Raw genomic sequence first — 13,583 nt, forward strand, 5'->3', positions numbered from 1 at the left:
AACCGCCCCATCCCACCACCGCACCGTGGGGGCCTACGGGGACTCGGCCCCCGTACAAAACGAGGACAAACGGAAAGAGGCCCCCTCTCGCCAGAGAGGGGGCCTCGAACACACCACGAGTAGCGGGGACAGGATTCGAACCTGCGACCTCTGGGTTATGAGCCCAGCGAGCTACCGAGCTGCTCCACCCCGCGCCAAGCACGACCATCAACCTCAGCCCGTGCCGTATTTCCTTGTGAAGAGAACTCTACTGGAGGGTCCAGGACCGGCCGCAGGCGGGGCCCCTCAAGGACGTTTCCGCTGGTGGGCGGCGCGGGCCGGCCGGATCGGGCCGGCCCGCGGTCGATCAGCCGCCGTTGCCCTGGAGTTGTTCGAAGCGTCCGACGGCGCCTTCGAGCCGCTGGAGCGCCCCGCCGAGGTTGCCGAGGTCGCCGGACTGCTGCGCGGTCCGCACTTGTTCGAGCGCGCTCTGGATGTCGTTGACGGCGCTGCGGAGTTCAGGCGTCGGCTGCTGCCCCGGGGCTTGGGGCTGCCCGCCGGGCTTCTGGTTCGGCGGTTGCTGGGCCTGGCCGTCGCCGGTGGCGTCGCCCGCGCCCGCGCCGAAGACCTGTTCGAGGGCCTTGGGGAGGGTCTCGGCGAAGCCGACGTTGCCGCCGAAGGAGACGAGCACGCGGGCGAGCTGCGGGTAGGAGTCCTGCTCGTTGCGCTGGATGTAGATCGGTTCGACGTAGAGCAGTCCGCCCTTCACGGGCAGGGTCAGCAGGTTGCCGAAGATCGCGTTGACGTTGGGGTTGTTGAACAGGGTCCGGTTCTCGGTGACCTCGGGGGTGGACTCCATCTGGTTCTGCACCTGGTTGGGCCCGGGGGTCTGGGTGTTGGTGGGCAGGCGCAGGACGGTCAGCTTGCCGTAGTCGCGGGGGTCGGAGGACGCGGAGACCCAGGCGGCGAGGTTCTGCCGCCGCAGCGCGGTGAGGGCGCTGGTGAGCTGGAACGTGGGCTGCTGCTGTCCTTCGACCTGGGCGAGCACGTAGTACGGCGGCTGCTGGTTGCCTTCGTCGGCGGCGCCGCCTTGGCCTCCGCTGGTGGGGTCCGGGGGCACTTCCCAGAAGGTCTGCGTGGAGTAGAAGTCGGACGGGTTGTCGACGTGGTACTCGGTGAGCAGGGAGCGCTGCACCTTGAACAGGTCTTCGGGGTAGCGGAAGTGGTCGCGCAGCTGCGGGCTGATCTCGGAGCTGGGCTTGACGACGCCGGGGAACACGCCTTCCCACGCCTTGAGGACGGGGTCGGGCTTGGTGTCGTCGGTTTCGTAGAGCTCGACGTTGCCGTCGTAGGCGTCGACGGTGGCCTTCACCGAGTTCCGGATGTAGTTGATCTGCTGGTTGGGCTGCCGCTGGACGCCGGGGAGGGTGTCGTTGGTGGCTTCGCCGAGTTCGGTGAGCTCGGAGTACGGGTAGTTGTTGAGCGTGGTGTAGCCGTCGACGATCCACTTGATGCGGCCGTCGACGACGGCGGGGTACGGGTCGCCGTCGACCTTGAGCCAGGGCGCGACCTTCTGCACGCGGTCGCGCGGGTTCCGCTCGTAGATGATCTTCGAATTCTCGCCGATGGCCTGGTTGAACAGGATGTTGCGCTCGGTGTAGTGCGCGGCGAACACGAGCCGGTTGAACCAGTTGCCGAGGGGCACGCCGCCCTGGCCGGTGTAGGTGTAGGCGCTGCTGTCGGTGTCGTACTCGCGGGGCGCCTCACCCGGGTCGCCGCCGACGATCGCGTAGGTGGAGGCGAGCTCGCCGAAGTAGGACCGCGGCTGGTCGACGGGGATCTCGCCGCGGCCGTCGTTGGCGACGTCGCTGACGGAGAACACCGGGTAGCCGCCCTGGGTGCGGCCTTCTTCGAGCGTCGAGTCGACGCGGTCCGCGGGCGCGCTGACGAACCCGTTGCCGTGGGTGTAGACCATGTGCTGGTTGATCCACGACTGCTGGTTCGCGGCCAGACCGGCGGTGTTGATCTCGCGGAGGGCGACGAGGTAGTCCTGCAGCTCGCCCTTGGCGTCCCGGTACCGGTCGACGTCGAGCTTGTCGGGGAAGCCGTAGAAGTTGTACTGCTGGGTGAGCTGGGTGAACGTGTCGGACAGGACGCTGGGGTCGAGCAGCCGGATGTTCGGGATGGTGCCCGCGTCGTCGGCGACCTGTTCGGGCCGGAGGTTGGTGACGCCCGGGTAGTCGTGCACCTCGACCTTGTCCTCGCCGATGTCGAAGGCCTGCCTGGTGGCGGCGATGTTGCGGCGGATGGATTCGGCTTCGCGCTGGTTGGCGTTGGGGCGCACGGAGAACTGCTCCAGCAGCGCCGGTCCGACCGCGCCGACGAGCACGCTGGAGAGCACCAGCAGCACGGTGGCGAGCGCGGGGATCCGCAGGTCGCGCAGGAACACGGCGGCGAAGAACGCGAGGGCGCAGAACACCGCGATGCACAGCAGGATCAGCTTCGCAGGCATGACCGCGTTCAGGTCGGTGTAGGTGGCACCGGTGAACAGCGAGTTCCGCTGGGACAGCAGCAGGTCGTACCGGTCGAAGAAGTAGTCGACCGCCTTGAGCAGCACGAACAGCCCGGCGAGCACGGCCAGCTGCACGCGGGTGGGCGCGGACAGCTGCCCGGCGCGACCGGCGAGCCGCACGCCGCCGAAGATGTAGTGCGTGACGAGCGCGCCGATGAAGGCGACGGTGATCGCGACGAACGCCCAGGACAGCAGCCAGCGGTAGAACGGCAGCTGGAAGGTGTAGAAGCTGATGTCGTGGCCGAACTCCGGGTCGGTCTGCCCGAACGGCACGCTGTGCAGGAACAGCTGGAGGGTCTGCCAGTCGGCCTGCGCGGCGAGGCCGCCGAGCACGGCGACCGCGGCGGGGATGCCGAGCGCGAACGCGGCGGGCCGGGCGCTGATCAGGGTGCGGTACCGGGCGAGCGGGTCGTCGGGTCCGCTGATCGGCACGAACACCGGCCGGGTGCGGTAGGCGATCCACAGGTTCAGCAGCAGCACGGCGCCGAGGAACAGCGCGGCTCCGACGCCGAGGCCGATCCGGGTGAGCAGCTGGGTGGTGAAGACCCCCCGGTAGCCGACTTCCCCGTACCAGAGCCAGTCGACGTAGGCGCCGACCAAGCTGGACCAGATGATCAGGCCGGCGAGCACGACCACGCCGATGATCAGCAGGATCCGGCTCCGCCGGGACAGTTTCGGCATTACAGGCCGCATGGCCACAGCGCACACTCCAGGCGACGATCGACGGGCCGGGGACGACTCCCCTCGCGATGTTCAACTCTACGATGCCGCCGAGGGTTCCCCCGATCGCACTCGAATTCCGGCGAATCCGACATCGCTTCTCCTGGTCATGGCGGGTCCGCCCGGTCGTGGCGGGTCCGGGCGGCGGGGTGCGCCGGTCGGGCGCGGGACGGCCGGGTGCGGGGTGCGACGATGTGCGGCATGTCAGCCGCTCATGGTGAGGACCTCGCCGCCGCCCTTCCCGGCGCGGCCCGCGAGGTCGAGGAGTTCGTGGCCGCAGCGGGCTGGGACCAGCCCACCCAGATCTTCGCGCTGGTGCCGACCGGGCAGTTGCTGGCCGCCCAGCCGTCGCTGGCCGCCGAGCTGGACGCCGAGTCGGCGCTGACCCCGATCGCGCAGGAGTCGCTGCCCGCGGAGGACCTGGCGGAGGCGCTGGCCCGCATCGAGTGGCCCGACCAGGTCGTCGGGTGCGCGCTGGTGCAGGAGATCGTGGTGCTGCCGCCGGAGGCGGAGGCCGGGCTGCCCACCGACGACGACGAGGAGGCCCGCCGCGCGGCGGCGGAGCACCCGGACCGGCAGGAGGCGCGGCTGGTGGCCGCGGTGCTGCGGGTCGGGAACGAGACCTGCGTGCTGCGGCTGCGGGAGAGCGGCGGCGACGGCGAGCTGGTGCAGGACCCGTCGCTGGCGCCGAACCTGCTGCGCGCGCTGCACGAGACCTTCGCGACGGCTTAGCCGGCCCGCGGCGGCGGACCGGCGGCCCGACCGGATCAGCAGCTGGGCGGGGCGCCGCCGTCGCGCAGGGTGTCGAGCGCCTGCGTCGCCTCGTCGAGGGTGCCGACGCGCACCAGCTGCAGCCCGTCCGGCGCCTGCGACTTCGCTTCAGAGCAGTTCCCGGCGGGCACCAGGAACGTGGTGGCCCCGGCCTCCCGCGCCATGGTCATCTTGAACGGGATGCCGCCGATCGGGCCGACGTTGCCGACCGCGTCGATCTCCCCGGTGCCCGCGACGAACTTGCCGCCGTTGAGCTCGCCGGGCGTCAGCTTGTCCACGATCGCCAGCGAGAACATCAGCCCGGCCGAGGGTCCGCCGACGTCGGCGAGGCTGATCTTGATGTCGAACGGCACGTCCGGGCGCCCCACCGCGCCCACGCCGAGGAAGCCCTGCGGACGGCCGTCGGAGCTCGTGCCCAGCACGACCGGCACCGTGCGCTCCGGTTCGTCGCCGTGGCGGAACGTCAGCCGGACCTGCTCGCCGGGCTTGCCGGCGGCGACCGCGGCCTGCAGCGCGGGCGGATCGGTGATCGGCTTGCCGTCGACCGCGATCAGCTGGTCGCCGGGTTCGAGCACCGCGTCGGCGGGGCTGCCGGTGACGACCGTGCCCGCCAGCACCTTCGTCGGGTAGCCCAGGTGGTGCAGCGCCGCGGTCTCCGCGTCGGTCTGCGAGTCGTTGAACGCCTGGGTGTTCTCCTGCTCGATCTCCTGCTCGGTCTTCTCCGGCGGGTAGTACACCTCGCGCGGCGCGAGCGCGTACCGGCCGCTGACCCACAGCCCGAGCGCCCCCAGCATCGACAGGTGGTCGGTCACCGACACCGTGGTCATGTTCAGGTGCCCGGCGGTCGGGTAGGTCCGCTGGCCGTCGATCCGGATGACCGGCGTGCCCGCCTCTTCGCCCAGCGTGTTGTAGGTCGGTCCCGGACCGAGCGCCACGAACGGCACCGGGGCGAACGCCCCGAGCAGCCCGAAAGCGGCCACCAGGATGACGCTGGTCAATAACGTCCAGGTTCGACGGCTCACGAGGCGACAGGGTACGTGGCCGCCTCCGGCGCGATCTCCGGGCGGGTGATCGCGGAACCGAGCCGCACGCTGCGACATCGGCCCCCGCGGGTCGCCGAGCGACTTATCCGGTTCGACGCGATCCGCGTACGGTGGAGGCATGAATGACATGCCGTTCGGGTTCAGCCCGCAGGATCCCGACGACGACCGCGACAAGGGGGAGTCGTCGGAAGGGCGCTCCGGTGGCGCCGGTGACTCCGGTCAGAACCCCGGTCCGGGGTTCGGCTTCGGCGGCGGCGCGCTGCCGGGTGGCGGCATGGGCGGCATGCCCGGCGGGATGAACTTCGACATGGGGCAGCTGGGACAGATGTTCTCCCAGCTGGGGCAGGTGCTGAGCCATTCGGGCAGCGGCGGTTCCGGGCCGGTCAACTACGACCTCGCCAAGCAGCTCGCGGTGCAGCAGCTGCACTCGAACGAGCGCACCGAGCGGCCCAGCCAGCAGGAGGTGAAGGGCGCGCAGGACGCGGTCCACCTCGCGGAGCTGTGGCTCGACCCGACGACGGCGCTGCCCGCGGGCGCGCGCACCACGAAGGTCTGGTCGTCGGTGGACTGGGTGGAGCAGACCCTGCCGACCTGGCAGCGGTTGTGCGACCCGGTGGCGCAGCGGATGTCCACCGCCTGGATGGAGGCGCTGCCCGCGGAGGCCAAGCAGGCCGCCGGGCCGCTGCTGTCCATGCTCGGCCAGATGGGCGGGCTGGGCTTCGGCTCGCAGCTCGGCAAGAGCCTCGCGCAGCTCGGCGCCGAAGTGCTGACCTCCTCCGACGTGGGCCTGCCGCTGGCGCCGGAGGGCACCGCGGCGTTGCTGCCCGCGAACGTGGCCCGGTTCGCCGAGGGCGTGGACCGGCCGCTGGACGAGGTGACCCTGTTCCTCGCGGCGCGGGAGGCGGCGCACCACCGCCTGTTCAGCCACGTGCCGTGGCTGCGGCAGCGGCTGCTGGCGACCGTGGAGGAGTTCGCACGCGGCATCCAGGTCGACACCTCCTCGCTGGAAGACCTGGCGAGCAAGATCGACCCGACGGACCCGAGTTCGATGCAGGAGCTGATGGGCTCCAACCTGCTCGAACCGAAGACCACGCCGGAGCAGGCAGCCGCGCTGACCAGGCTGGAGACGCTGCTCGCCCTGGTCGAGGGCTGGGTCGACGTGGTGGTCTCGGACGCGCTCGGCGAACGGCTGCCGGGGGCGGACGCGCTGAGCGAGACCATCCGCAGGCGCCGCGCCGGCGGTGGCCCCGCCGAGCAGACGTTCGCGACGCTGATCGGCCTGGAGCTGCGGCCGCGCCGGCTGCGGGACGCCGCGAACCTGTGGCGGCTGATGACCGAGCGGCACGGCCTGGACAGCCGGGACCGGGTGTGGGACCACCCGGACCTGCTGCCGGACGCCGCCGACCTGGACGAGCCGCTGGACTTCGCGGACCGCTGGGGCGGTTCCTCGGACCTGGACGACCCGATCGCGGCGATCAAGCGCGCCGAGGAGGCGGAGCAAGCCGCGGCTTCCGGCGAGCAGGGCTCTGCTTCCGGCGAGCAGGGCTCTGCTTCCGGCGAGCAGGGCACGACCTCCGGCGAGCAGGGCTCCGCATCCGGCGAGCAGGACTCGAAGAGGTCCGACGACGAGGACGAGTCCGGCCCCGACTCGAAGTGATCCGACGCGACGGCGCCCCGGAGGTGTGCTCCTCCGGGGCGCCGTTCGCGTTTCAGGGGCCGCGCTCAGCCCTCCGGGTCACCGTCCATGGTGAGGCCGAGGTTGGCGGCCGCGGAGATGCCTTCGAGGTAGCCGACGGCCCGTTCGGTCTTCGGGTACCGGTTGACCCACTTCCAGAAGTCGTCGCCGTGCCCGGGGACCAGCAGGTGCGCGAGCTCGTGCACCAGCACGTAGTCCAGCACCCAGCTCGGCACGTCCCGCAACCGCTCGCTGATCCGGATGTGCTTGGTGCTGGGGGTGCAGGAGGCCCAGCGGGTGCGCATCGGCGGCACCCAGCGGATCGAGCGGGGTTCGGCGCGGCCGTCGAGGTACTGCTCGGACAGTTCCCGGCTGCGTTCGGCGAGGGCCGCGTCGGAGTCGCGCGCCGGGGAGCGGCGGCGCGTCTCGCTGCGCTGCAGGCGGCTGAGCATCTCCGCCACCCACTTCTTCTCCTCGGCCCTGCTCATCCGGGCCGGAAGCAGCACGACGACCTTGTCGCCGTCCCGGTACGCGCTGACCGTCTGTCGCCGCCGTTTGCTGCGACGCACCTCGACCTGCGGTTCTGCCACGAGATCTGACCTTAGCGAGTGGCACCGACGTCCGGACATCGCAGTGCGGTTTTCCACATGCCTACTGCGCGTGATCACCTAACGAATTACTCCATTCCCCCTAACATGCGATCAGCTCAATGCAGTGATATCGATACGGCCACCTGTACGGTTCCTCCAGCGCGGTCCGGCCGGGCACGCGCCGTAGCGATCACAACACCAAGGAGGACGCCGTGGCCGACACCTACAACGGCTACTGCGTGAAATGCCGGGAGAAGCGCGACTTCAACGGCGAGATCACGGAGACCAACGGCCGACGGATGGCCAAGGGCACCTGCCCCGTGTGCGGGACCCGCATGACCCGGATCCTCGGCAAGGCCTGAGGACCGGTGGTGGAACCCGTGCGGCCCGGCTCGACCGGAGGCCCGCCGCACGTGGAACCGCGTCCCGCCCGCGTCGTGACCGGCGCGTTCCGGGACGGGCCACGACCCACGCGGGGTTCGGGCACCCCACAACCGGTCGGTGAACCACTACGATGTGCTCCGGCCCCGGAATCCGATCCCCTTTCGGAGCCGGGGCGGTTCTCCTGCGCGCGGCAAAGGAGCCCTCGTGACCGACATTCCCCGCCGGGCGGCGCACCGCACCGCCAAACTGGCCAGCCTTCCGCTGGGCGTCGCGGGGCGGATGGCCGCCGGGTGGGGCAAGCGCCTCAGCGGCCAGTCCGCCGACGAGATCAACGCGGAACTCTCGGCGCGCACGGCCGAGCAGCTGTTCGCGGTGCTGGGACAGCTCAAGGGCGGCGCGATGAAGTTCGGCCAAGCGCTGAGCGTGTTCGAGGCCGCGGTGCCCGACGAGATGGCCGAGCCCTACCGCGAGGCGCTGACGAAGCTGCAGTCCGCCGCTCCCCCGATGTCCGGGACCAGCGTGCGGCGGGTGCTGGAGCAACAACTGGGGCGGACCTGGCGGGACCGCTTCGCTGAATTCGACGACGTCCCGGCCGCCGCGGCCAGCATCGGGCAGGTCCACCGCGCGGTGTGGCACGACGGCCGGGACGTCGCCGTCAAGATCCAGTACCCGGGCGCGGGCGAGGCGCTGCGCTCGGACCTGCGCCAGCTGAGCCGGTTCTCCCGGCTGTTCCAGTCGCTGGCTCCCGGCGCGGAGATCAAACCGCTGCTGGCGGAGCTGCAGGACCGGATGGTCGAGGAGCTCGACTACCGCACCGAGGCCGACAACCAGCGCGCATTCGCCGCGGCCTTCGACGGGGACGAGAAGGTGCTGATCCCGAAGGTGGTGGCCAGCGCTCCGCAGGTGATGGTCTCCGAGTGGATCACCGGCACCCCGTTCTCCGAGGTCATCGCCGACGGCGAGCGGGAGCAGCGGGACCGGGCCGGGCGGTTGCTGGCCGAGTTCCACTTCTCCTCCCCCGAGCGGTCCGGGCTGCTGCACGCCGATCCGCACCCGGGGAACTTCCTGCTCGCACCGGACGGCCGGCTCATCGTGCTGGACTTCGGCGCGGTGGCGCGGCTGCCCGAGGGGCTGCCCGCGGAGATGGGCCGGATGCTGCGGCTCGCGATGGAGGGACGTGCCGAGGAGCTGCTGGAGCTGCTGCGCGCCGACCGCTTCGTGCAGACCGGCAGCGAGCTGCGCGCCGAGGACGTGCTCGCCTACCTGGGACCGTTCGTGGACCCGGTGCGGGAGGAGCGGTTCCACTTCACCCGGTCCTGGATGCAGCAGCAGGCCGAGCGGGTCGGCGACCTGCGCAGCCCGGACTTCCGCACCGGGCGGGCGTTGAACCTGCCCCCGGACTACCTGCTGATCCACCGGGTGACGCTCGGCGCCACGGGCATCCTGTGCCAGCTGGACGCCGAGTTCGCGGCCCGCGCGATCATCGACCGCTGGCAACCCGGCTTCGCCGATCCCGAACCCGCCGCCGACTGAGGCCCGTCGAGGCTTCGAGGTCGGAGCGGTGCCCCGTCAGCACCGGAACCGCCACCGGGTCTCCTCGCGCCACGAACCCGTCCGCGGGTCAGCGCAACGTGCCGACGTGGATGGTCTGGGCGAGCAGGTAGTGCACGTCGTCCCGGTTCCCCGCGTAGTGCGGGCCGTCCGGGTCCAGCAGTGCGTCGACCGCGTCGAGGTCGGCCTGCGCAGCCCGCCCCTCCGCTCCCCGGCGCAGCCACTCCAGCCTGCGCAGCACCGCGGTCATCGCGGCCCCGGACACGGGGGCGGGGCGGTCCACGAGCTGGGTCCAGGTGAGCACGTCGTCCAGGCCCGCATCGGCCATGGCCTGCGCCCACCCCACCTTCAGCCGCGTCGAACCGGGCATCTGCTCGCGCATCTCCCGGAACCACTCGGCGCGGGCGGCCGCCAGCCGCGCCTCCAGGCCGGGCTCTCCGACGCCGACGTCCCAGGGCAGCACGCGCGGCTCCAGGCCGGATTCGACGAGGGCGAGCCGCCCGCCGGGGCGCACCAGCTTGACCAGCCGCCGCAGGCCGGCGAGCTGGTCCGGCAGGTGGTGCACGACGAACGAGGCGAACACCAGGTCGGCTTGGCCGACCGCGGACAGGTCGCCGCGGGCGACGTCGGCCTGCACGGACAGCACCCGCACGTCGGGGCCCGCGGTGGCGGCGGTGTTGCGCGCCGCCTCCGCCAGCAGCTCCGGCGCGGAGTCCACCAGGATCACCGTGCCCCCGGTGTCCCACATGGCGTCCGCGAACGCGGTCGCGGCGCCACCCGCCCCGGAACCGACGTCGATCACCGTGCGGTCCTGCGGCCGGAGCAGGTCGCGCACCAGATCGGCGGTCTCCGGCCCGGCCAGCTCGTCGCCCTCGCGCAGCCGCGCGATCTTGGCGTCCCAGTCGATTCCGTCGTGCGAGTGAGCCACGAACGTGCACTCTACGGCTCGGTGATCGCCCCCTCCGCGTGGTCCGCTCGCTGCTGCGCGTAGTGCGCCAACCGGCGCCACCAGCGCCCGGCCGTGGCCTGGCGGGCCAGCCGGTGCCGGTGCGCCTCGACCAGCAGGTCGTGATGTCGCATCCGCGCCATGTCTTCGGGCATGAGCATTCGGGTGGTGTCCTTCGCGTTCGGTTCGACCAGGTCGTTCACGTGGTTGCGGGTGCGGGCGGGGAAGGTCATGCCGCGTTCTCCTCGGATCGGGGGCCGCGAACGGCCGGTTCGGCAGGGGCCGGGTTCTTGCGGGGGCGGCCGCGGGAGCGCTTGCGGGCGACGACCGCGCCGCGTTCGAAGATCTCGCCTCCCCAGACTCCCCACGGTTCGCCGCGGGACAGCGCGCCTTCCAGGCAATGCTGCTTCAGCGGGCAGTGCCCGCACAGGGTCTTGGCCCGTTCCAGGTCACCGGGGCTCTCGGCGAACCACAGATCCGGGTCCTGCCGGCAGGGCACCCCCTCGCCCTGGTCGGTGACCTCGTCCAGCAGCGCGCCGACCGCGCCGCCACCTCCGGCGTCGTCAGCTCTTCGCTCGGGTGCTACCCGGACGCTGGTGGTCAACATCTCTCCTCCTGACCGTTCAGGGCAGTGCACGTGCCCGGACCGACGGTGGGGAACTCCCCAGGAACACATTCGAATGGCGCTGCTTCGCGAAGTGCGGACGCGAAAAAGGCCGCGAACCCGGTTGCGGGGTGCGCGGCCTCTGAAGAAGAGCCTGGAGCGCGTCCTAGATCAGCGGATCAAGGATCGAGCTCCGCGCGAACCGGCGCGGTGCGGCCATCGACCGGACGGCCGCCGTCCGTCGGACGCGGCGTGGCGATGGCGCGGTCGAAACCGGGCAGGGTCGTGGAACGACCGCGGAACAGCGCGATACCCCCGGACATGAGGAGGCCAGGGGTACCGAGCGTCTGAATGCCGGTCATCGCTGCCACCTCCCCTCCGGATCGCGCCGGGTTCCGAACACCTCGGCTTGTGCTGTGCAGACTATGAGGCGCGGGAAGCGCGCCGCAACCGATTTTCCGAGATTCCGCCGATGGAGGAGAAACTCCTGCTCAGCGGCTAGTTTCGGCCGTGCTCGCGCTGGACGAGCGAGAGCACGTCGTCGCCGAACTTGCGGACCTTGCTCGCGCCGATCCCGGAGATCGCCACCAGCGCCGCCTCGTCAGACGGGCGCTGCTCGGCGATGGCGGTGAGCGTGGCGTCGGTGAACACCACGTAGGCGGGGACCTTCAGCTGCCGAGCCCGGTCGCTGCGCCAGGCGCGCAACCGGTCCAGCAGGCCCTCGTCCACGTCCGACGGGCAGGTCGAGCAGCGGCCCAGCTTGATGTCCATCGTGCTCACCAGCACCGACTCGCAGGTGCGGCAGCGCGGCGTGGCCTGCTTGCGCGGCGGGCCCGGCTCGGGGGTCCTGGTCTTCGCCGGCATCGCCGCCGGGTGCCGGTCCGGGATGACGCCGTAGAGGAACCTGCTGCGGCGGCGGTAGCGGCGCCCGTCGGCGGCCCTGGCCAGCGCCCAGGACAGGTGCAGGTGCTCGCGGGCGCGGGTGACGCCGACGTAGAGCAGCCTGCGCTCCTCCTCGACGCCCGCCTCGTCCTCGGCGTGCTGGATCGGCAGGGTGCCCTCGGCGAGCCCGACGAGGAACACCGCGTCCCACTCCAGGCCCTTCGCCGAGTGCAGCGAGGCCAGCGTGACGCCCTCCACCGTCGGCGGGTGCTGCGATTCGGCGCGCTGCTCCAGCTCGGCGACGTAGCGGGCCAGGTCGGCCTCCGGGGCGACGGCCGCGAGCTCCTCGGCGAGCTCGACCAGCGCGATCAGCGACTCCCAGCGCTCCCGGGCCGACCCGCCCACCGGAGGCTCGTCGGTGAGCCCGACGTCGCCCAGCACCGCCCGCACCGAACCGGGCAGGTCCGCGCCCGGCTCGTCGCCGCGGCCCGCGGCGCCGCGCAGCGCCACCACGGCCTGGCGCACCTCGGTGCGGTTGAAGAAGCGTTCGCCGCCGCGCACCTGGTACGGGATCTCCGCGTCGGACAACGCCTTCTCGTACACCTCGGACTGGGCGTTCACCCGGAACAGGACCGCGATCTCGGACAGCGGCACGCCCCGCCCGGCCAGCGCGGCGATCTTGCGGGCGATGGCCTCCGCCTCGGCCGGTTCGTGGTCGTACTCGGCGAAGTCCGGTTCGGGACCGTCCGGGCGCTGCCCGATGAGCTTGAGCCGGGTGCCCGCCGGGCGGTCGCGGGCGGCGCCGATGACCTTGTTGGCCAGCGCCACGACCTGCGGGGTCGAGCGGTAGTCGCGCTCCAGCCGGACCACGGTCGCGTCCGGGAAGCGCTTCGGGAAGCCGACCAGCCACTTCGGGGCGGCCCCGGCGAACGAGTAGATCGTCTGGTTCGCGTCGCCGACCACGGTCAGGTCGTCCCGGTTGCCGAGCCACGCGTCGAGCACCCGCTGCTGCAGCGGGTTGACGTCCTGGTACTCGTCCACGACGAAGGAGCGGTAGCGGCCGCGGAACTCCTCGGCGACCTCCGGGTGCTCCTCCAGGATGGCGACCGTGTGCAGCAGCAGGTCGTCGAAGTCCAGCATCCGCGCGTCGTTCTTGAGCTGCTCGTAGGTGGCGAACACCTTCGCCAGCTGCTGCGGCACGACCGGCACGTCGCGGCCCGCGCGAGCGGCGGCGGTGGCGTACTGGTCGGGCGAGACCAGGCAGGACTTGGACCACTCGATCTCACCGGCGAGGTCGCGCACCGACTCCTTCTCGGTGGACAGGCCCACCCGGTTCGCTGCCTGCACGACCAGCCGGAACTTGTTGTCCACCAGCGGCCACACCTGGGTGTCGTGCACCCGGGGCCAGAAGTAGCGCAACTGCCGGAACGCGGCGGCGTGGAAGGTCTGCGCCTGCACCCCGGCGGCGCCGAGAGCGCGCAACCGGGTGCGCATCTCGCCCGCGGCGCGGGCGGTGAACGTCACGGCCAGCACCTGCTGCGGGACGACCAGGCCGAGCTGCACCAGGTGCGCGATGCGGTGCGTGATGGTGCGGGTCTTGCCGGTACCGGCGCCGGCGAGCACGCAGACCGGGCCGCGTGGCGCGGTGACCGCCGCCCGCTGCTCCGGATCGAGCCCTTCCAGCAGTCGCGGTTGATCGGCCATGCCGGGCATCCTCGCAGAACCGCCCCGCCCGGCGGCGGCAACCCCACCGCGCGTCGACGCGCGCGGCCCGCTCGGAACCTCTCCGATGGAGCAGAGGCCGCGGCACGTTCCAGCGCGTCACGCCGGCCGCGTCATGGATCCGGGCCCCGGCGGGCGAGGACC

The 13,583-nt window shown here is 71.8% G+C and carries 12 protein-coding genes and 1 tRNA gene; 4 read left to right on the top strand and 9 right to left on the bottom strand.

The features are described from left to right. Positions 1-120 precede the first annotated feature (120 nt). A tRNA-Met gene (locus tag LCD35_RS08660) sits at positions 121-194 on the bottom strand. A 152-nt stretch (positions 195-346) separates the two neighbouring features. Continuing rightward, complete coding sequence (locus LCD35_RS08665) at positions 347-3,232, bottom strand: UPF0182 family protein (protein WP_224955969.1); 2,886 nt, start codon at positions 3,230-3,232, stop codon at positions 347-349. Between the two features lie 240 nt (positions 3,233-3,472). On the opposite strand from LCD35_RS08665, the gene LCD35_RS08670 reads away from it, so the two are divergent. Beyond that, entirely contained in the window at positions 3,473-4,003 is a 531-nt protein-coding gene (locus LCD35_RS08670) for a PPA1309 family protein (protein WP_224966113.1), read from the top strand. A 35-nt stretch (positions 4,004-4,038) separates the two neighbouring features. On the opposite strand, the gene LCD35_RS08675 is transcribed toward LCD35_RS08670, so the two are convergent. Next, positions 4,039-5,064 carry a PDZ domain-containing protein gene (locus tag LCD35_RS08675; protein WP_224955971.1) on the bottom strand — a complete coding sequence of 342 codons (1,026 nt, stop codon included), beginning with the start codon at positions 5,062-5,064 and terminating at the stop codon, positions 4,039-4,041. A gap of 139 nt (positions 5,065-5,203) precedes the next feature. Here LCD35_RS08675 and LCD35_RS08680 point away from each other — a divergent pair, with 139 nt between their 5' ends. After that, complete coding sequence (locus LCD35_RS08680; RefSeq protein WP_225044019.1) at positions 5,204-6,742, top strand: zinc-dependent metalloprotease; 1,539 nt, start codon at positions 5,204-5,206, stop codon at positions 6,740-6,742. A gap of 65 nt (positions 6,743-6,807) precedes the next feature. On the opposite strand, the gene LCD35_RS08685 is transcribed toward LCD35_RS08680, so the two are convergent. After that, positions 6,808-7,350 carry a M48 family metallopeptidase gene (locus LCD35_RS08685; protein ID WP_224955973.1) on the bottom strand — a complete coding sequence of 181 codons (543 nt, stop codon included), beginning with the start codon at positions 7,348-7,350 and terminating at the stop codon, positions 6,808-6,810. 212 nt (positions 7,351-7,562) lie between these two features. On the opposite strand from LCD35_RS08685, the gene LCD35_RS08690 reads away from it, so the two are divergent. Next, the gene (locus tag LCD35_RS08690; protein ID WP_224955974.1) at positions 7,563-7,712 is read left to right on the top strand and encodes a DUF5679 domain-containing protein; all 150 of its coding nucleotides are present in this window, start codon (positions 7,563-7,565) and stop codon (positions 7,710-7,712) included. Between the two features lie 226 nt (positions 7,713-7,938). Then, positions 7,939-9,267 (top strand): AarF/ABC1/UbiB kinase family protein, encoded by a 1,329-nt coding sequence (locus LCD35_RS08695; protein ID WP_225044020.1) that lies wholly within the window; start codon positions 7,939-7,941, stop codon positions 9,265-9,267. An 88-nt stretch (positions 9,268-9,355) separates the two neighbouring features. On the opposite strand, the gene LCD35_RS08700 is transcribed toward LCD35_RS08695, so the two are convergent. The 5 genes from LCD35_RS08700 to LCD35_RS08720 form a co-directional block, all read right to left on the bottom strand. Continuing rightward, positions 9,356-10,213 carry a trans-aconitate 2-methyltransferase gene (locus tag LCD35_RS08700; protein ID WP_224955976.1) on the bottom strand — a complete coding sequence of 286 codons (858 nt, stop codon included), beginning with the start codon at positions 10,211-10,213 and terminating at the stop codon, positions 9,356-9,358. 11 nt (positions 10,214-10,224) lie between these two features. After that, positions 10,225-10,464, bottom strand: a complete 240-nt coding sequence (locus LCD35_RS08705) for a hypothetical protein (protein WP_224955977.1) — start codon at positions 10,462-10,464, stop codon at positions 10,225-10,227. Next, positions 10,461-10,838 (bottom strand): WhiB family transcriptional regulator, encoded by a 378-nt coding sequence (locus LCD35_RS08710; protein WP_224955978.1) that lies wholly within the window; start codon positions 10,836-10,838, stop codon positions 10,461-10,463. Before LCD35_RS08710 ends, LCD35_RS08705 begins: the two co-directional genes overlap by 4 nt. 176 nt (positions 10,839-11,014) lie before the next feature. Then, positions 11,015-11,197 (bottom strand): hypothetical protein, encoded by a 183-nt coding sequence (locus tag LCD35_RS08715; protein WP_224955979.1) that lies wholly within the window; start codon positions 11,195-11,197, stop codon positions 11,015-11,017. 136 nt (positions 11,198-11,333) lie between these two features. Then, entirely contained in the window at positions 11,334-13,421 is a 2,088-nt protein-coding gene (locus LCD35_RS08720) for an ATP-dependent DNA helicase UvrD2 (protein ID WP_224955980.1), read from the bottom strand. Positions 13,422-13,583 lie beyond the last annotated feature (162 nt).

The sequence above is a fragment of the Saccharopolyspora sp. 6V genome (genome assembly GCF_020176785.1).
Classification (GTDB): domain Bacteria; phylum Actinomycetota; class Actinomycetes; order Mycobacteriales; family Pseudonocardiaceae; genus Saccharopolyspora_C; species Saccharopolyspora_C gregorii.

Bases quoted from the DNA above. Each gene is read 5' to 3' on its own strand.
- LCD35_RS08665 (WP_224955969.1), bottom strand. From the start codon at position 3,232: ATGCCGAAACTGTCCCGGCGGAGCCGGATCCTGCTGATCATCGGCGTG.
- LCD35_RS08670 (WP_224966113.1), top strand. From the start codon at position 3,473: ATGTCAGCCGCTCATGGTGAGGACCTCGCCGCCGCCCTTCCCGGCGCG.
- LCD35_RS08680 (WP_225044019.1), top strand. From the start codon at position 5,204: ATGAATGACATGCCGTTCGGGTTCAGCCCGCAGGATCCCGACGACGAC.
- LCD35_RS08705 (WP_224955977.1), bottom strand. From the start codon at position 10,464: ATGACCTTCCCCGCCCGCACCCGCAACCACGTGAACGACCTGGTCGAA.
- LCD35_RS08710 (WP_224955978.1), bottom strand. From the start codon at position 10,838: ATGTTGACCACCAGCGTCCGGGTAGCACCCGAGCGAAGAGCTGACGAC.
- LCD35_RS08715 (WP_224955979.1), bottom strand. From the start codon at position 11,197: ATGACCGGCATTCAGACGCTCGGTACCCCTGGCCTCCTCATGTCCGGG.
- LCD35_RS08720 (WP_224955980.1), bottom strand. From the start codon at position 13,421: ATGGCCGATCAACCGCGACTGCTGGAAGGGCTCGATCCGGAGCAGCGG.